Origin of the sequence: Aequitasia blattaphilus, assembly GCF_024721305.1 — a bacterium.
Taxonomy (GTDB): domain Bacteria; phylum Bacillota; class Clostridia; order Lachnospirales; family Lachnospiraceae; genus Aequitasia; species Aequitasia blattaphila.
In genome coordinates, this window is sequence record NZ_JAMXOD010000034.1 from 1 (window position 1) to 17,346 (window position 17,346).

Genomic DNA, 17,346 nt, shown 5'->3' on the forward strand with positions numbered 1-17,346 from the left:
TTTTTCATTGCCGACAGGCAAGTAAATCAATTCATCTCACTCCCTATAGAGGAAGGAGAATTCTTGATGTTTTTGTTAAAAATGTCATCCATAGACAAATGACTCTCTCTATAGTAAACTATCTCTGAAAAAGTTAAATGGAGATGGATTCTATTATGAGTACACAAGTTTCAAATAAAAAAGAACGAGAATACCTTTTTGACAATTACCGGGGAATATTGATTTTTCTAATTGTAACCGGACATTTTCTGGACTTAAACTATAAAAACAATGCTATACTCACTTCTATCAAGTGGTTTATTTACTCTTTTCATGTTCCCGCCTTTGTTTTTATATCCGGTTATTTTTCAAAAAAGGATTTCCCTATTACAGTATTGGTTAAATCAATTTTACTTCCTTATCTTGTACTCGAAATTATTTATTATTTTTACTATACATATTTACTGAATGTGTCAACGGGACTCTATCTTTTATATCCTAAATTTTCACTGTGGTATCTGGTATGCCTCTTTGTTTGGCGTCTCGTTCCAGATATAAAAAAATACCGTCCACTTATTCTTATACTGGCAATAACAGGAGGGCTTTTAATTGGATTATCCGGAATAAAAAGCAATTTCTTGACCCTTCCCAGAATGCTGGTATTTTTTCCTTTTTTTCTATTGGGGCGTTGGTTTACAGAAGAGAATCTTACCTTCTTTCGTCAGAAAAAAATACGTATTTTAAGTGTTACTATTTTTTCCGTTGCGACAGTCGGACTAAGTATCTTTGCAAATAATACCACACTCTCTCCCAAGGTGTTTTACGGGCGATATAACTATAGCTTCCTAAAACAAACGAGTCTGGAAGGACTTCTGGCAAGAAGCATCTGTTATCTATTTAGTCTCATCATCATCTATTCCTTACTTGGAATTGTATCACGAAGGCAGAGCTATCTAAGCACCATTGGCCAGCGTACCCTTGCCATCTACATCTTTCATGGGTTCGTTTACAACTTCTTTAAATATAAAACCACAATCCTGCATGAAGTCTCTACTCCAGTTGAGACTCTGCTTTTGCTGCTCTTTTGTGTCTCCCTTACTCTTCTATTTTCACTCCCAATCTTTACAACCATGATTAAAAAAATATCTTAGAACAATATTGGATTTAGAACTTGTAAATCAATGCTGCAATCACGTAATATTTATGGAAAAAGGAAGAACAAAAAGAGCCCTGCTTTATCTCGCTGTTACTCTGTACTTCGTGAGATAAAATAGGACTCTTTTATTTAAGATAAAGTAAAAAAGGTAAAGGTTCCTTTTGCCAAATGCTTACGCCCTTGATCATAGAGATTCACTTCTGAAACCGATATGGTCTTACCGCCTTTTATCACCTTTGCTTCGGCATATAATGTTCCTGTTCCCATCATAGGTGCAAAATAATTCATATCTGCCGAAACCGTTGTAATCCTTTTGCCAAATGAAGCAACTGCTGATCCTGCAATAGTATCTGCTAAGGAAAACAGACATCCTCCATGAACAGACTGCACATAATTAAAATGTCTTTCCTGAATCTCCATTTCACCTTTTGCACTTCCTTCGGAAATATCCGTTATCTTAATCCCTAAATCCTGAGCAAAGGGGATGTCGCTATTTCTCTTTTCTGCCAGTTCTTTAAAATCCATTTTTGATTCTCCCTTCCTAACTTTTCCCACTCATAATAACACATTATTCTATTCATGGCATAGGGCAAGTCGTTTTCCCAATCTGTAAGATACTGCAAAACAGAGTAAAGCAACCGGTAGCAACCAGATAAAGACCGGAACTTTGGAATCCATCACCCAGCCAAATAGCAGCTGGCCGATTGGTATCGTCATCGTGGCAACTGCTGTACTAAGTGCACTGGTTCTTCCAAGAGAATCTACTGCCACCACCCTTTGGATATAAGAAAGAGTCATTACATTGGACAATCCTAAAGCAAACATAATGATTGCTCCACACAATGCCAAAAATATACTTTGTCCAAATCCACCTTTTAATACCACTGTCATACCCGCTATCAATAAAACGGATGTAGGCATCAAGAATAGAATACGCTTTATAGATTGAATTTGAAATCTCGTAGGAAATACTGCCAATAAAACACTGCCAAAAAGCATTCCAAAGAGCATCACTCCCTCCAGTACTCCATACAACGTTGCCGACATTCCAAGCACAATTCGAATGTAGTAAGGAGTAAATACAGATATAACAGGGTAAATCAAAATATTGTATAATCCATAGGATGAAATAATCGCAAGGACAACCGGTGTCTTCTTGTGAAGCTCCTTGGCTGTATGATACATCCCTCTAAAACCTTCTTTAAACTTCAATAGATATTTGCTTTTCTTCGTCCTTCGATCCGGCAATTTCAAAAACAATTCCATAATTGCGGATAGAAAAAAGGAGATTCCATTTATCATTACAATTCCTGCAATTCCTATATTTCCATAAAGGATTCCTGCAATAATCGGACCAATAAAGTTTGCCAAAGAGCTTACCTGAGTCACCAGCGCATTGGCTCTTAACAATTGTTCTTTCCCAACCACCTGTGGAATCGAAGCCGTAACCGAAGGACTATAAAGACAGGCAATCACAGACAAAAGAAAGATTAAAATCCCGGCATAAAAAACCGAACCGGTTTCCATATGAGTCAGACAGACGAATACAAGGCAAAGTGCGGCGCTAATAAAATCCAAAACTATCATGTTCTTTTTACGGTCAAAATGATCCGCCATTTCCCCTGCAAGAGGCGCAAGAAGTACGTAAGGAATCATGGATATTGCCAATACTGCCGAAAAGACACGCCCACTTCCCGTTAAGTCTAAAATATAGAGGGAAAGTGCAAACCTTTGAACCCCATTTCCCAATAGGGAAATAATCTGACCCAGTAAAAGAATATTAAAATTTTTCCCTAGCATCCTTCTATCAACTCATAATTGGTACAAATCGGAAAGGTGTTCGTCTCATCCATCTGAATACTTGCCTCAATATCAAATAAATCCCGCAGGTTTTTCTCAGTAATCACCTCTTTCGGAATTCCATTAAACAGAAGCTTCCCACTCTTCATACCAACGATATAGTCTGCAAACTTAATTGCATTGTTTAATTCATGCATTACAATTAAGATTGTAATGCTCATTTCGTGATTCATCCTTTTTAACAGTGTTAAAATCTCCAGTTGATTCGCCATGTCCAAATAAGTCGTCGGTTCATCCAAAACCAAGATATCCGTTTTCTGAGCAAGAGCCATCGCAATCCAGACGCGCTGCCTCTGTCCGCCCGAAAGTGCTGCAACGGAACGGTTGGCAAATTCGGAAATCCCAGTTGCTTCCATTGCCCAGTTCACGATTTCGATGTCTTCTTTTGAAAACCCACTCATAGGCTTTTGGTAAGGAAAACGGCCATATCCCACCAACTCCTTCACCAGTAAATCTCCCGGAGCCGTTGGCGACTGAGGCAGTACTGCCATGCGTTTCGCCACCTCTTTTGGTGCACGTCTTGCAATGGATTTTCCATCCAGCAATACTTCTCCTTCTGCCGGCTTTAGGATTCTGGAAATCGTCTTTAGTAAGGTGGATTTCCCGCATCCGTTGGGTCCGATTATGATGCTGATTCTACCTTTTGGTATGGCCAGATTCATCTCTTCCATTACAGTGATTTCATCGTACCCTACCTTAAGATTTTTCACTTCTATCTGTTTATTGTCCATTCTTTCTTCCCTCTTTCCACATGAGAAATATAAAATACGGTACTCCGATTAATGCCAAAGGAATTCCAACTGGAATTTCCAGCGGAGAAGCGTCTGAATTTGCCGTACCCACCACGTCATATCCAAGAATCTCTAACATATCACTATTTCCACTTAAATCCACGATTCTTTTTGGCTCAGCCGGTATCTCTACCTCTTGTTTCACATCCTTTACAACTATCGTGCCTGCACTTTCCTCTTCCTTCGCGTCACCGGCATTTGCTCCGGCTGCTCCACATCCTGTAAAAAGTCCCATTGCTAAAGCACTTACTGCCAGAATACTAATTGTTTTTTTTACTCTGTTTTTAAACATTTTTTTCTCCCTATCTTCCTTCTTCTTGAGTTAGCAGATGCTAACGTAACGGGTTTATTATACGAATCTAAGAATGGAATTGCAAGACACGCATCAAATATGATACAATTTACAGCGATTATGATTGTTATTATCAATAGGAGGCTTTTATGAAAAATGATTTATATGCTTTTCGTACTCAAGTATTGGAAAACCTCGTATTTGCACCAGAACAGCACAAGAACATGACTCTGTATCGGAATCTGAAACGACCGGAATCAGGATTTTTATTCCTTTATCAACGCCCGGGCTATTATGACCTTGGTATCGCAGACTATACAATTCCAGAAGACTTTTCACTCTCCTTTTCTCACAATTATACTCTTATGAAGTTTGGGACATTTTTAGAAGGAAAAACGGAATTTCAGTTGGATGGCAAGGACGTCTCACACACGACACCGTCTTCCTTTTTTGTAATTGAAGACACGGTAAAAGGAGTTCAGCATTGGAAAAAGGGACAGCATTACCATGGAATTGAAATCACTATCTATGAGCCTTATTTTACCGATATTATTTCGAAACAATTCCCAAGCGCTATAAAACTCTCCGACTTCCCTAAGAATTATGTTTACTCTTATCTGCCGGAAGAAATTATAAGAATTCTCGAAAAACTGACTTCCCTTTCTCAGCAACAGGCACTGTCTGCCCTGTACTTAGAAAGCATGATTTTAGAAAGCCTTGCGATTTTGACCAATACTATTGGGCTGTCTCCAGACAATGCATTCAGCTATCAACTGGATTACGGGAAAGTATCCATTGGAAAAGACCGCTTAATTAGTCTGACACCTTCTGATATAAAGGCATTGCAAAAAGCTCACGATATTCTTACCGATGAAGCTAATAATCCACCAACCATAGCAGAACTTAGTGAAACGGTATTATTGAATGAGCAAAAACTTAAAGCCGGATTTTCTCATTATTACCATACACCGATTGGTGCATATTCTCTCTCGGTTCGTATGACCCGAGCTGCAAATATGCTAATTACCACAGATCTCAGTATTCATGAGATTGCCAAGAAAACGGGCTATCAGCACAGTGGGAATTTTTCCCGTGAATTCAAGAATTTTTATGGGATGTCGCCGCTGAAGTATCGGCGTGGGAAGAGGGGCGTTCTTAAATAAGTATAAATTCGTTTGCTATACTAAAGTTCTTTCTCTTATAATAGTCATAGCATCTTCATGAGATATTGTATTTCCAGCTTCCATATCATCAATTCCTTTATCCAATGCCTCACAAATCTTTTCTTCATCCTTTTTATCATTTCCGTTCTTTATATTTACCAATGGTGTCATAACTCATACCTCCTTTATTTTTTACAATATTAATACCTATTATTGAGAGGATAACATGTTTTTAATACTATTCCAATATGCGTGACTCCACTATCTCTTTTTTCCAAATAGTGATGTACGTTGTTTCTTTACTTAAATATCAGGAAAGTGGTGACTGGGCTAAAAGCGCACAGGTTCTAACAGATGCTGCCCGATATTCGACACAGCCCTTATCCATGCAAAAGGCGCGGCATTAGAAGCAATTACTCCTACGGATTAATTTGTGGCTTTACCTTAACACCTATCAGTCGGATAAGATCCGATAATTCGTCATCATTCACAACGGAATAATGAATCCAACCACCTGAAGCACCACAGGGATAGCGGTTTATCCAGATTGTTTGTATTTCAGGTAGTAAATCCTCCAACATAGCTTCTACCTTCTTCGCTCCAGCATCGTTAATCGAAATGGTACAACAAAAACCGTCTTCCTCAAAAAATACATACAGCAACAATGACTTTTTATGAGAATATCGAAATCCCCACCCATCTGCATTACCAAAAGGAAATCTCATTTCGCGATTTAACGCATACCTCTCCCGTAACATTTCTTCAAAACGCATTAGGCGTTTCCAAGCATTATCACCCATAAAAAGTTGGACCGACTCTTCCGTCGGTTGATTGGTTTTTTCGGTAAATCGTTTTTTATCTGTCATCTAAAACACCTCACTGTTTTTTTGTGCAAAAAGCATATAAACTTTAGTTTTAGTTTCGACATTTTACATTTCTCCAGCAATAGAACTGCTAATTTTTTTCTCATCCTAAAAACATCTTAAAAAGAAAACTACCTATCCTAATTTTTGTTGTACTCCTTGTATTAGCCACTGCTTTCTTTTAGGTAGGCATGAAGCACTGTTTGCTTAACCGGCAGCAAGGGGGTCACCCAAATAGTAGCAGACCACAACTTATCATACATGGAAACAGAGACCGGTTGGTTCACTTCTAACAAAGTGTTATTTTTTATGAAAATATTAAAATAACTAAACCACAGCTTTTAGGCCTCCCCCTATCTGCTGTGGTTTTACTTTGTCTAATATAAATTTTCTTTGTATTTTCCATCCAATACATCTTTGATGTATTGACCGTATTGATTTTTCTTTAATACTTCGTAAACTCTTAGTATCTCTTCTTTGTCAATCCAACCATTCAAGTATGCAATCTCTTCTAAACATGCAATCTTTCTATGCTGATGCTCTTCAATTGTCTTTACAAAGTTTGTAGCTTCTGCCAAACTTTCATGAGTTCCTGTATCCAGCCAGGTAAATCCTTGTCCCAGAAGCTCTACATTTAAATTTCCTGCTTCCAGATACATACGGTTAATATCTGTTATCTCTAACTCGCCTCTTGCTCCTGGCTTTAAATCCTTTGCATACTCCACTACTTTGTTATCATAGAAGTATAGACCGGTTACACAGTAATTGCTTTTTGGTTTTTCTGGTTTTTCTTCAATAGAGATTGCTTTCCCATGGTTATCAAATTCAACAATTCCAAAGCGCTCCGGATCATCAACATAATAACCGAATACTGTTGCTTTCTTTAATTCCTCTGCATTTTTACATGCCTGTGCCAAACGTTTCTTTAGCCCATGTCCTGCAAAAATATTATCCCCTAACACCATTGCAACAGAATCATCACCAATAAAATCTGCTCCGATAATAAATGCCTGTGCCAAACCATCTGGACTTGGCTGAACCGCATACTCAAGCTGAATGCCATATTGATGCCCATCTCCTAATAATTCCTCAAACCTTGGTAGGTCTTGAGGAGTTGAAATGATTAGTATCTCCCGTATCCCCGCATTCATAAGAACGGATAGCGGATAGTAAATCATTGGTTTATCATATATAGGTAATAATTGTTTAGACGTAACCATAGTAAGTGGGTACAAACGTGTTCCACTTCCTCCTGCTAAAATAATCCCTTTCATTTTCGTAAACCTCCTGTGTTTAATTTACAAAACTCAACAATATCAGAAGATTATACCATTTTATTGGGGTTTCTTCAAGGTATAGCCCTTTTTCGAGAATAGCATCATGAATTTTTGTTAAATCAATCTGTACCTTGTCCCTTTTCCCACCCCTACTTTTTTAATGATGGTTTTCTTAATCAATCCATTTAATATCCTAATAACCTTATCTTTATTCATATCTGTCTTTTCTTCTATTTCTAGCCTTGTCAACTCTTGATGTTCTTGTAGAAGACTATATATTTGTTGTTCTGTAAATTTTAACATCTCTATTTTTTTGCTAAAAATAGGTAGGACCACTAAAAGAGAATTTTCAAAAACACTATATTTAGGTTTCATAATACTTTGTTCATAGGCTTGGTTTATTCTTCTTATTCCTGTACCAAATTTTTCAATATATCCCAGTCTAAAGAATATGTTCCCTAGAATCGGATTCCTTAAAATCGATATTTGTCCATTTAAATATTCCTCTTTTGACAACTCCGTCGGCAACCCTCCCGGGGATGCAATTTCAATCTTATCTTCATGCATCAATATTCTAATTGAAGAATTTATATCCCATTCCCTATGTACAATACTATTTGCTAAGACCTCACGAAAAGCCTTTTCAGGAATTTTTTCAACAATTTGTCTTTCAACACCATCAACTATTTCATATTGATAATACTTACGATACATTTGAACCGCTTTTTCATATTGTTCCAGTACAGAAATATTATCTAAACTTACTCTCTCTCTAAATTCATCAATATTATTTCCAAAACGAACGATATCTAACCCTAAATAGTCATTTCGATCTGCTAATAGTTCTGCCGCTTTATTATATCCATTTCGATTGGAATATAAGTTAAGAGTTTTCATTATATCTTCACTCAATCTGCTAATATCTAGCTTTTTAACCATTTCTGCTTCAAACCTTTGAAATTTTAAACTTTGATTATTTGATGGTAATTCTTCATAATCACGATTTATTCCTTCTAAGATCAATCTATTATACTCCAAGCGATCCACTTCAACCGTTGCCGAATCTGCTCTTCTATATGCTTTATTTCTATACAAAAATGGCTTATTTTCACCCTCATAAACTTGCAGTTCTACTAGTTTTTCTTTTTTTCTAATTTCTAAATCATATTTAGGAGTAGGTTTCAAACTATCATTAATTTTATTTTCTATATTTAGGCATACCTGTTCCAAATCACCTTCAAGCCCTACCACAATACCTTCATCATTTATTCCAAATATTATTTTTCCTTCACCATAATTTGCATACGCACTGACTGTCTTCAAAAAGGTGTTAGAAATATCTTCTTTATATTCTAAATTTTTTGTTTCTCGTTTCATCATACCAATACCTTCCTTTATCAGTATAGTAACAAACACCGACAAAAAATGCAACGCAAAAGCTTGCGTTGCATTTTTCGTTGCACTTTGCAACGAAAAGACTACGTTGCATTTTTCATTGCACTTGCACAATTATCTTATATACACATCTAGGTGATTTCCACTGGTTCCTCTGTCATAAATCTTACCCTGATAACCAAAAGGAGTATCATATACCGTTCCTTTATCTGCGGATCCTGCCAAACATATGTAGCCATCACCATCCGATACATAGCCGTCTGCATTTACGTGGCGTCCTGGGATACTTAACCCACCTCCCGGTAGCACACTCTGGGAATAATAAGTGAACTCATATTCGTTCCAATAAATTCGTCCACTAAACAGAAATTCGTCTAAGGTGTACAGCATTTCTGTACCAGATCCTCCTGGACTTGGCGCAGTTGGCGGCTGTTCCGGTGCAGGACTTGGTTCCGGGTTTGATTCTGATGGATTGTTTTCCGCAACTACATTATCTGTATTGGGCGCACTTGGAGAAGCTGCCTCAGCCAATGCTTTCGCTTTCGCAAGCTCTGCTTCTAGTGCTGCTTTTTGTTCCTTCTCAATTTCACTTTTTGTATCCGTTAAAGCCGTCTGAACACCAGAAATCTTCTTTTCCAAGCTTGTCTGCAGTTCTGCAAGCTCTGTACGTTTTCCTTGAAGTTCACCACTCTTTGCTTCTACATCCCGATACGCCTCACGATATTTTTGAAGCATTTCGTTGTCATACTCCGTAATCACCTTAATATATTCAATATTAGCTTCCAGAGAAGCAATGCTATTAGATTCCAAAAGAATCTGAAGCATAGATGATGTTCCGTTTTCATACATGTATTTAATTCGCAGCTTCATATCATCGTACTGCTTATCTTTATTATCCTCAGCATTCAATAGATTCATCTTTTGTTCTTCAATTTCATCTACAACATTATTAATCGAAGCTGTTGTCTGGGATAATTCTTTTTCCAAATCCTTCAACTGATTACTCAGACTGTCTGCCTTTTCCTCCAGCTCTGTTGCATGTCCTACAGTTGGTGTACACATTACTAACACTCCTGTCAACAGGATAGCCCCTAAAGACTTGAAAAAACTTGTTCCACTTTTCATAATTTATATTTCCTCTCGTGTAGCAAAGACCAGTCTATAAACCTCTGAATTTTTCTGGTTTATAGCTACCGCTCTCCATCACTTCCCGAAGATCCTTTAACATCTCATCGCGGTCTTCATTAAACGTTCCTTTTAAAGGAACGTAATTAGAAGCATGATTTGAGCGGAAGACAGTTCCTGGAGAATCAATGTTTTCAATTAAAACCTTAAGCTCTGTAATAATGTCATCAAGTTCTAATAATCGAAACTCCCCACGTCTCACCTGTTCATATAACTCAGTGCCAGATTCCAGCATCAAAGTTAAAAAGCCCACATACTCAGGATTCATCTTGTTAATTACATATGCTGTATTAAGAGCATGTTCGTTAAGTCGTTCACTGCCACCTAATCCTGAAATAAAGGTAACAGAGGTTATTATACCCGATTTCTTGAGTTTTTGTCCAGCTTTAATAATTTCTTCTGCTGTAACACCCTTCTTAATGCGGGTTAAAACCTCGTCATCTCCACTTTCAGCCCCCATATATACCATTTCTAATCCGGCCTGTCTAAGCTGCTTTAGTTCATCCACTGTTTTCCCCAAAACATCTGCCGGTGCGCCATATGCTGATATCCTTTCCACTTCCGGAAATAGCTCATTTATCTTGTTGATAATGCAGAGCAAATCCTCTGTTTTTACGATGAGAGCATCCCCATCTGCCAAAAACACACGTCTTACCTTTACATTCTTATAGTATTCTCTTGCTGTCTCAAGATCTTCTATCACGTCTTCTAATGGTCTTATTCTAAATTTCTTATCTTTGAACATACTGCAAAATGTGCAGGTGTTCCTTGCACATCCGATTGTCAATTGTATGATAAGACTCCTTGCCTCGCTGGGCGGTCGGTATATAGCACCTTCATATCTCATTGTTCCTTGTCACCTCCCACGCTACTGGTTATCATTATATTTTTGTAAACGTGTTTCGTCAAGGACTTTCGCTTTTGGTCTTATATCATACCAGCCTTTTCAAAGTGCTTTTCAGCATTCTTTGTGCAATAAAGTAGAGGGCATAACTGCCCCTCCTGTCGACCAAAACCAATTCTGCTTCCACCATTCTAAAGTACTATCATGAAAGAAGTTTATTGCATTGCTTGCTTTTGTATAGGTAGTACTTTTGTTTTGTGAAATCAATCGTATAATTTCGGCATAGCGAACCAAGTCCATCGAAAAACGTTGCATTTGCAACATACATTGTTAGTTTCCTATTGTAGAATACGAACACAAAGTTAAAAGAGAGGTAAAAATATGATTCGTAAAATAATAAAGATTGATGAAGACAAATGTAATGGTTGTGGCATCTGTGCCGAAGCCTGTCATGAAGGTGCTATTGGGATGGTTGAGGGAAAGGCAAAGCTCTTACGGGATGACTACTGTGATGGCCTGGGAGATTGCCTGCCTACCTGTCCGACCAATGCAATTTCGTTTGAAACCAGAGAAGCCGCCGCATATGATGAGGCAGCCGTACACGCCCGAATGGCTAAGATGGGAAAAACGCCACCGTCTGGCGGATGTCCCGGTTCACAGGCACGCAGTATACAACGTAATTCTACTCCCGCTGCACACGTAGAAACAGCGCTTCAAAGTCAGCTGACACAATGGCCTGTTCAAATAAAGCTGGCTCCTATAAATGCCCCCTATTTTGAAAATGCTAATTTACTAATCGCCGCTGACTGTACTGCCTATGCCTACGCAGACTTTCATAACAAATTCATGCATAATAAGGTGACATTAATTGGCTGCCCCAAATTGGATGATGGAGATTACAGTGAAAAATTAACGGAAATCATTCGCAACAATAACATTAAATCTGTAACCGTAGTGCGCATGGAGGTGCCTTGCTGTGGAGGTATTCAAAACGCTGTAATAACAGCATTGAAGAACAGTGGCAAGATGATTCCCTGGCAAGTAGTCACGATTTCTACCGATGGCAATATTCTTGAAAGCTAACTGTAAAATCCCCTTAGAGACTAGTATTTTGCATCGTCACTAAGGGGATTTCTCTCATGTCCTATTCGCTAAAAGTTAAAAACACTTTCCCAGTCAAACTCTCCTGAAGTCTCATAGCTCATTGGCCAGTCACTGCACCACTTTGGCACCTCTGGATTTTCTACGCGGTCATTGCTTGGTGTATAAGGCTTAATATCAAGAACCGGCGTTCCATCATTTGCATCTGTGTATGCTATCTGAATAAGACCTTTCTCATAATCTACATAAATTATTTGTACCGTTGTAAGAGCCAAAGGATTGGGTCTTATCGGACCTCTCGTTGCAAAGGTTCCCATTACTTCCGGTGCCCCTTTATACGGTTGTGGGGTCTCATAAATCTGACGCATTTCTTCTTGATCAAAATCACTAAACCACCAGAGAACACTCAAGTGACTAAACCCATCTAATCCCTGTAGTGCCAGGATATATTGTGGCTCTAATTGAATAAACATCCCTTCTTCATTCACCTGAAATACTCCTACTTGCTGTACTTGAAAATTGCTCATCTTTGCTTCCTCCATTTTGTGTTTATCAATTCCAAGTTCATTGTAGAGCCTCACACCGTGTGAGAGTCAACCTTATGTGTCTCACTTTTTTTGCAAAGGTACTTGTATCTCTGTTAAATATTTCTCTGGGTCTTCTTCATTCCATTGTCCCCGGTGGACGATTTGCCTGCTCGCCCCGGCCATTTCATATTGATTATGCTCTTGCAGCCATTCTGCAAAGGTAAGAAAGGCACCGGCTATATTCTCAAATGAACCGTACACCATGGTACAAGCCATAATCGGAATTGCCTCTGTTCTGCGGTATGTAAACCCATCTCCATCTTCTCCTATCTTCGCAACAGGAGCACAGATTTCAATATCTACATCTTTCTCCCGGTAATCGAGATCATGATAGATAGTAAACGTTTGCTCGGAAATAGAAAGATTATGGTCGCCGGCATATTTTGCCATCTCTTTCCATAAGAATCCTTCGCTATAATAATCCGGAACTCTTCGTCTTAATGAGAACACTTGAAAACTGGGAATCGCTTTTATAGAAACATTGTAGTTTATTTCGATTTTCTTTTTCTGTATGTCCTTTTTTGCTAACTCAATTTTCTTCAATCTCTCTTGCTCTGCTTGGATTTCCTGTTCGACTTCCAGACACTTTCTCTCTAACTCCTGCGTGATAAACTCATCACTCCACCCTTCCAGTGCTTCTGTTATCTCCGCTATATTAAAACCTAAATTGCGTAAAAATATAATCTTATTCAAAATCGGAATCTGCCAAGCTTCGTAAGATCTGTAATTCGTAATCGAATCTATCCGGGCTGGCTTTAATAATCCTACTTCATCGTAATATCTTAGCATCCGTATTGATACCTGTGTTAATCTGGAAAATTCACCTATCTTAAACATTACTCACCTCTCTAATTTGCAACCTTAAAATATTGGCACATCACAACAGCCAGAATTGCAACCAGTGTACTGATTAGCGTTCCAACCAAATAGCGTTCTGCAAATTCCTTATCCTCTAGCTGCTTATAACGTGCCAAACTCTTTGCCGCAAGGACAAGGCCAATCGCTCCAAATTGATGCATAAGCCCTAAGAGGAGAATAATCTCTCGTTCCAAGATTCCAATCCATGAACCAATGCGAATTTCATTATCCTCCGTACTATCCCCATTTTGAGATTTCCTTGAAACAACAGAAAATACTTCTGCCACAAAATAAGATGCCGGTCGCCAGCATATCAGAACTGCTAATAGGATTACTAAAACTTCTTGTGTTAATGCAAAACTGAATACACTTTGAAGAATCCCGTTATTTTCATCTAATTTCAAATCAAAAACGGTGCTACCTATTAAAATTGTAATTACATGTAACGCCTGATCGAGCAGAAATAGCATTGGTCGGTATTTACTATTTTGATCCCTTTTTAGAATTTTACACTTGATACTATCAATAACTCCGTGTACCACACAAATACTAACGCAAGCAAACAGAAGCCGCCTATACTCTCCGGAATCTATCACACTACCTGTCACTATAAGCATTACACCAAAATGAATCATACAGTGAATGAATATCCAACGTACCCCTTTATATTTGCCTTTAACTATTTGATTCGTCTGAAAGTAAAAATCTGCTAATATATGTGAAATCAGTAAAATCATATTAATCATGCTGTGAATATGTCCTTTCAATAAATTGAAGTGCCGTATAATCCAAGCTTCGAATCAATAAAATATGTCCTCTTTTAATTAGTTTATCTGCATTCTGTCTCTTTGATCCTAAGATAGCTGCAATGTTCGTACTCATATTCTTTTTTTCAATGGCTTTTTCTGCATCAAAATTCACACCATCTATTGGTATCGCTTCAACGAAACAACTGTTATTCTTCAAATTCATTGTTTCTTTCCCAGACTGAGCCGTCGTATTTTCCATTTTGCTATTATACTTTATTTTCTCATTCAGTAAATTCCAAATCATCTTCTGTGTGAACTTTAATTCCAGATTTTTCTGAAATGGATAGAGTAGTTCCATAATTGTTAATGTAAGGTTTTGCTTTTGTGCCTGTTCTATCTGTAATTGTACGGATGCGTTTAGCAAAGAGTTTGCGAAATCATCATTATCCCCTGAATTTATCCTATAACTATGAAGCTGCTTTTTCTTCACATCCATAATTGCTTCTCGTGCCCGATGATAAACGGGTCCATCTTGCTGTGTCGAAAGACCGTCTCTTATTTTTACATTCCATTCTCCAACTCCAATACCTGCTCTAATCCTTAGTGGCATCACAAGTATGCTAAGCAGACGCAAATACAAGACTGCTACCGTTGTATCCTCAAAAAGCCCCTGCAATTCATCTCCGCCACTAAACGTAACCTCAAACTTTAACGACTCCCGAAAGATAGAATTCAATTGCTCAACAATCTCTATTACATGGTTTTGAACCAGATTACGCTTTTTTAAATCGTACTTTCTGGAATTTTCCATATCTACAATCAATGATGTATACATCTCCATTACATCTCCCCCCTCGTTCCTTTTATATTATCTCATCTCTCCTCAAAACGCAACCATATACGGTTGCATTTTCGTTTTGCAACCATATGCGGTTGCATTTTCGTTTTGCAACCAAATACGGTTGCAAAATTATAATCAGAATTACATTTTCTCTTACTGCCGGGATAATTTGACTTTAGAATTATAACCAACCTCTGAACTATCATTAAATCGGCTTTCGATTTATTGATAACATTTCTACTTTACGTTACTCTTATCTTAGCATATTGTAATTCACTTTTTAGAAATGAGGTGTAAACGTGGATATAGAAAAGCAATTAAAAAAAGTATCCTTTATTGATCTTGCCGGTAATATCCTTTTAACCATCATTAAGTTTATCACAGGAACTCTTTCACATTCAGCCGCTCTGCTCTCAGATGCAGTTCATTCAGCTTCCGATGTTTTTAGTACATTGGTTATGTTTATTGGGATAAAAGTTTCAACGAAAGAGCCAGACAAAAAATACCCCTATGGCTATGAGAAAATTGAAAGCATAACTGCAATCATTATGTCGATGATTCTACTAAGTGCCGGTTTCAGTATTGGGATTAGTGGTATTGAAAAGATTATCGCCGGTACTCACAATCATTTATCAGTTCCTGGAATCTTTGCTCTTATTACAGCGATATTCGCAGTTTTAACAAAAGAGGGGATGTTTTGGTATATTCACAGTGTTGCGAAAAAAACAAACTCACAAGCTATGCTGGCAGAAGCATGGCACCAGCGTACAGATGCCCTTGCCTCTATCGGCAGTGTTGTGGGTATCTTGGGTGCACGACTGGGATTTCCAATTCTAGATCCGATTGCTTCCATTGTCATCGCTTTATTTATTGTAAAAACTGCTTCCACTATTTTTATGGAAGCAACACATAAAATAATCGATAAAGCAGTTGATGATGAAACAATTGAAGAAATCAAAAATCTCCTCCTTACGCAAGACGGTGTCCTGGCGATACACTCTGTGCGAGGTAAGTATTCTGCTGATTCCATACGCGTAGAAGTGGGTATTTATGCAAATGGCGAAATGTCAATCGCAGAAGCCAGCGAGATTAAAGAATGTATAAAATATAATCTCATGCAGCAATTTCCTCATATTTCACGCTGCACCATCAATATTTATCCAATGAAGAATAACATTACAAATAGGAAGACTTCACTAAAAAACAAATGGAATGGTAAAAAAAATCCAGTGCGCGACAAAATATAAGTCGCGCACATTATTCGCTGGATTACCATTTCTACTACTTCGTTTTTTTCCGCCCGTTCTATAAACGCTTCTGTAAATCCTCCCTTTGAAAAAATATAATAGTATAGTGTTCGGAAGTAAAGAAAAAAGAACCTCCTTAGGCCTTATGCATTTGATAATGACTCCCGTTTTCATTGACTTTTTCCACGAATACCCTTACAATACACTACATAGATTGTATTAACATTTTATAGTTTTTAGGAAAGAAAGGAATATTACTATGAGTAAAAAAACAATTGTTACTTCTACAAAAGTAACCGAGGACAAGAAGCTACGAACAAAGGATTTGATTTATGCAGGTGCCTTCGGCGCAATTTATTTGGTACTGATGCTGATTATTGTGATGGGCTCCGGAATGGTTCCTATCCTTTACATTATTTCACCACTTACGGTGGGTGTTATATGTGGAACTGTGTATATGCTTTGTGATCTTAAGGTTCATAAGTTTGGAGCCGTATTAATTCTCGGTGTACTTTTCGCCTTGGTTGCATGCTCCGGCTATTGGCTTAGTATGGTTTGTGCTGCACTTACCGCTTTAGCCGCAGAGCTCATTCTCTACTTAGGAAAATACAAATCCAAAGCAATGTATGTGCTTTCCTTTGCAGTATTCAACGTGACATGCTCCCACCACTTGAATGCTATCATTCTGAAGTGGGGGCTTCCTGTTCAATATTCCCAATGGAATAAGTATCTGCAGGCTATCCCCGTATGCCCTACGGTTTGTATTCTTTTATTTTCGTACAGTCATGCACTTAGCATTCTTTTTCCTTCTTCCCGGATATTGATTGCAGCATTTACATCTCTGTCTAACTGATTCCCACATTCACATCGATAGCTTCTCTCTGCTAAGGAAAGTTCCCTCTTTATTTTTCCGCATTTACTACAGGTTTTACTGGAAGGATAATAGCGATTGATTTTTAAGAGCTTCTTTCCCCTGTCTCTCAGTTTATATTCCAAGAGATTACAGAAGTTCCCAAATCCATTATCCATCACCCCTTTTCCCAGATGGAGGCTCCTACTCATGCTTTTCATGTTTAAGTCTTCTACACAGACTACATCATATTCCCTTGCCAGTTCCAGACTCAACTTATGTTGATAGTCTTTTCTTTGATTCTTTGT

20 protein-coding genes are annotated in these 17,346 nt (G+C 38.0%); 5 read left to right on the top strand and 15 right to left on the bottom strand.

The genetic code is table 11. The features are described from left to right. Positions 1-155 precede the first annotated feature (155 nt). Entirely contained in the window at positions 156-1,130 is a 975-nt protein-coding gene (locus NHH15_RS14570; protein ID WP_262067382.1) for an acyltransferase family protein, read from the top strand. Positions 1,131-1,264: 134 nt separating this feature from the next. Here the strand turns inward: NHH15_RS14570 and NHH15_RS14575 are convergent, their stop codons facing one another. From NHH15_RS14575 to NHH15_RS15715, 4 genes are read right to left on the bottom strand one after another with little or no spacing between them, the layout of a single operon-like run. Next, entirely contained in the window at positions 1,265-1,660 is a 396-nt protein-coding gene (locus tag NHH15_RS14575) for a PaaI family thioesterase (protein ID WP_262067383.1), read from the bottom strand. Between the two features lie 48 nt (positions 1,661-1,708). Next, positions 1,709-2,935: an MFS transporter gene (locus NHH15_RS14580; RefSeq protein ID WP_262067384.1), complete on the bottom strand. Its 1,227-nt coding sequence runs from the start codon at positions 2,933-2,935 to the stop codon at positions 1,709-1,711. Next, on the bottom strand, positions 2,929-3,726 hold the full coding sequence (locus NHH15_RS14585) for an ABC transporter ATP-binding protein (RefSeq protein WP_262067385.1): 798 nt from the start codon (positions 3,724-3,726) through the stop codon (positions 2,929-2,931). The genes NHH15_RS14580 and NHH15_RS14585 overlap by 7 nt, the downstream gene beginning before the upstream one ends. After that, positions 3,716-4,078, bottom strand: a complete 363-nt coding sequence (locus tag NHH15_RS15715) for a hypothetical protein (protein WP_330639262.1) — start codon at positions 4,076-4,078, stop codon at positions 3,716-3,718. Before NHH15_RS15715 ends, NHH15_RS14585 begins: the two co-directional genes overlap by 11 nt. Before the next feature lie 149 nt (positions 4,079-4,227). Between NHH15_RS15715 and NHH15_RS14595 the strand changes: the two genes are divergently transcribed. Further along, positions 4,228-5,241 (top strand): helix-turn-helix transcriptional regulator, encoded by a 1,014-nt coding sequence (locus NHH15_RS14595; protein ID WP_262067386.1) that lies wholly within the window; start codon positions 4,228-4,230, stop codon positions 5,239-5,241. Between the two features lie 15 nt (positions 5,242-5,256). On the opposite strand, the gene NHH15_RS14600 is transcribed toward NHH15_RS14595, so the two are convergent. From NHH15_RS14600 to NHH15_RS14625, 6 genes are all read right to left on the bottom strand, one after another. Further along, positions 5,257-5,412, bottom strand: a complete 156-nt coding sequence (locus NHH15_RS14600) for a hypothetical protein (protein WP_262067387.1) — start codon at positions 5,410-5,412, stop codon at positions 5,257-5,259. A 248-nt stretch (positions 5,413-5,660) separates the two neighbouring features. Next, a complete protein-coding gene (locus NHH15_RS14605; protein ID WP_262067388.1) occupies positions 5,661-6,107 on the bottom strand; it encodes a DUF3788 family protein in 447 nt (148 codons plus the stop codon). 374 nt (positions 6,108-6,481) lie between these two features. After that, positions 6,482-7,378 (bottom strand): glucose-1-phosphate thymidylyltransferase RfbA, encoded by an 897-nt coding sequence (gene rfbA / locus NHH15_RS14610; protein ID WP_262067389.1) that lies wholly within the window; start codon positions 7,376-7,378, stop codon positions 6,482-6,484. 117 nt (positions 7,379-7,495) lie between these two features. After that, positions 7,496-8,761: an ATP-binding protein gene (locus NHH15_RS14615; RefSeq protein WP_262067390.1), complete on the bottom strand. Its 1,266-nt coding sequence runs from the start codon at positions 8,759-8,761 to the stop codon at positions 7,496-7,498. 129 nt (positions 8,762-8,890) lie between these two features. Beyond that, on the bottom strand, positions 8,891-9,901 hold the full coding sequence (locus tag NHH15_RS14620) for a coiled-coil domain-containing protein (protein WP_262067391.1): 1,011 nt from the start codon (positions 9,899-9,901) through the stop codon (positions 8,891-8,893). Between the two features lie 34 nt (positions 9,902-9,935). Next, entirely contained in the window at positions 9,936-10,808 is an 873-nt protein-coding gene (locus NHH15_RS14625) for a radical SAM protein (protein WP_262067392.1), read from the bottom strand. Positions 10,809-11,186: 378 nt separating this feature from the next. Between NHH15_RS14625 and NHH15_RS14630 the strand changes: the two genes are divergently transcribed. After that, positions 11,187-11,888 carry an ATP-binding protein gene (locus NHH15_RS14630; RefSeq protein ID WP_262067393.1) on the top strand — a complete coding sequence of 234 codons (702 nt, stop codon included), beginning with the start codon at positions 11,187-11,189 and terminating at the stop codon, positions 11,886-11,888. A 68-nt stretch (positions 11,889-11,956) separates the two neighbouring features. Here NHH15_RS14630 and NHH15_RS14635 read toward each other — a convergent pair whose 3' ends face one another. The 4 genes from NHH15_RS14635 to NHH15_RS14650 all read right to left on the bottom strand — a co-directional run bounded on the left by NHH15_RS14635 (position 11,957) and on the right by NHH15_RS14650 (position 14,941). Next, positions 11,957-12,433: an SAM-dependent methyltransferase gene (locus NHH15_RS14635; protein ID WP_262067394.1), complete on the bottom strand. Its 477-nt coding sequence runs from the start codon at positions 12,431-12,433 to the stop codon at positions 11,957-11,959. A gap of 81 nt (positions 12,434-12,514) precedes the next feature. Then, a complete protein-coding gene (locus NHH15_RS14640) occupies positions 12,515-13,330 on the bottom strand; it encodes a MerR family transcriptional regulator (protein ID WP_262067395.1) in 816 nt (271 codons plus the stop codon). Between the two features lie 11 nt (positions 13,331-13,341). Then, entirely contained in the window at positions 13,342-14,097 is a 756-nt protein-coding gene (locus NHH15_RS14645; protein ID WP_262067396.1) for a DUF3307 domain-containing protein, read from the bottom strand. Then, a complete protein-coding gene (locus NHH15_RS14650; protein WP_262067397.1) occupies positions 14,090-14,941 on the bottom strand; it encodes a SatD family protein in 852 nt (283 codons plus the stop codon). The genes NHH15_RS14645 and NHH15_RS14650 overlap by 8 nt, the downstream gene beginning before the upstream one ends. Before the next feature lie 299 nt (positions 14,942-15,240). Here NHH15_RS14650 and NHH15_RS14655 point away from each other — a divergent pair, with 299 nt between their 5' ends. Together NHH15_RS14655 and NHH15_RS14660 are read left to right on the top strand one after the other, a co-directional pair. Beyond that, a complete protein-coding gene (locus tag NHH15_RS14655) occupies positions 15,241-16,188 on the top strand; it encodes a cation diffusion facilitator family transporter (RefSeq protein WP_262067398.1) in 948 nt (315 codons plus the stop codon). A 259-nt stretch (positions 16,189-16,447) separates the two neighbouring features. Further along, the gene (locus tag NHH15_RS14660; RefSeq protein ID WP_262067399.1) at positions 16,448-17,041 is read left to right on the top strand and encodes an MptD family putative ECF transporter S component; all 594 of its coding nucleotides are present in this window, start codon (positions 16,448-16,450) and stop codon (positions 17,039-17,041) included. Here NHH15_RS14660 and NHH15_RS14665 read toward each other — a convergent pair. After that, the coding region (locus tag NHH15_RS14665) for an RNA-guided endonuclease InsQ/TnpB family protein (protein ID WP_262066647.1) at positions 16,972-17,346 on the bottom strand (375 nt) is incomplete at its 5' end. The two genes, NHH15_RS14660 and NHH15_RS14665, sit on opposite strands and share 70 nt — an antisense overlap.

Excerpts from the sequence above, each read along its gene's own strand:
- NHH15_RS14585 (WP_262067385.1), bottom strand. The coding sequence starts at position 3,726 with ATGGACAATAAACAGATAGAAGTGAAAAATCTTAAGGTAGGGTACGAT.
- NHH15_RS14635 (WP_262067394.1), bottom strand. The coding sequence starts at position 12,433 with ATGAGCAATTTTCAAGTACAGCAAGTAGGAGTATTTCAGGTGAATGAA.
- NHH15_RS14595 (WP_262067386.1), top strand. The coding sequence starts at position 4,228 with ATGAAAAATGATTTATATGCTTTTCGTACTCAAGTATTGGAAAACCTC.
- NHH15_RS14570 (WP_262067382.1), top strand. The coding sequence starts at position 156 with ATGAGTACACAAGTTTCAAATAAAAAAGAACGAGAATACCTTTTTGAC.
- NHH15_RS14645 (WP_262067396.1), bottom strand. The coding sequence starts at position 14,097 with ATGATTAATATGATTTTACTGATTTCACATATATTAGCAGATTTTTAC.
- rfbA (WP_262067389.1), bottom strand. The coding sequence starts at position 7,378 with ATGAAAGGGATTATTTTAGCAGGAGGAAGTGGAACACGTTTGTACCCA.
- NHH15_RS15715 (WP_330639262.1), bottom strand. The coding sequence starts at position 4,078 with ATGTTTAAAAACAGAGTAAAAAAAACAATTAGTATTCTGGCAGTAAGT.
- NHH15_RS14600 (WP_262067387.1), bottom strand. The coding sequence starts at position 5,412 with ATGACACCATTGGTAAATATAAAGAACGGAAATGATAAAAAGGATGAA.
- NHH15_RS14575 (WP_262067383.1), bottom strand. The coding sequence starts at position 1,660 with ATGGATTTTAAAGAACTGGCAGAAAAGAGAAATAGCGACATCCCCTTT.
- NHH15_RS14630 (WP_262067393.1), top strand. The coding sequence starts at position 11,187 with ATGATTCGTAAAATAATAAAGATTGATGAAGACAAATGTAATGGTTGT.
- NHH15_RS14640 (WP_262067395.1), bottom strand. The coding sequence starts at position 13,330 with ATGTTTAAGATAGGTGAATTTTCCAGATTAACACAGGTATCAATACGG.
- NHH15_RS14580 (WP_262067384.1), bottom strand. The coding sequence starts at position 2,935 with ATGCTAGGGAAAAATTTTAATATTCTTTTACTGGGTCAGATTATTTCC.
- NHH15_RS14615 (WP_262067390.1), bottom strand. The coding sequence starts at position 8,761 with ATGATGAAACGAGAAACAAAAAATTTAGAATATAAAGAAGATATTTCT.
- NHH15_RS14660 (WP_262067399.1), top strand. The coding sequence starts at position 16,448 with ATGAGTAAAAAAACAATTGTTACTTCTACAAAAGTAACCGAGGACAAG.
- NHH15_RS14605 (WP_262067388.1), bottom strand. The coding sequence starts at position 6,107 with ATGACAGATAAAAAACGATTTACCGAAAAAACCAATCAACCGACGGAA.
- NHH15_RS14650 (WP_262067397.1), bottom strand. The coding sequence starts at position 14,941 with ATGGAGATGTATACATCATTGATTGTAGATATGGAAAATTCCAGAAAG.
- NHH15_RS14625 (WP_262067392.1), bottom strand. The coding sequence starts at position 10,808 with ATGAGATATGAAGGTGCTATATACCGACCGCCCAGCGAGGCAAGGAGT.
- NHH15_RS14620 (WP_262067391.1), bottom strand. The coding sequence starts at position 9,901 with ATGAAAAGTGGAACAAGTTTTTTCAAGTCTTTAGGGGCTATCCTGTTG.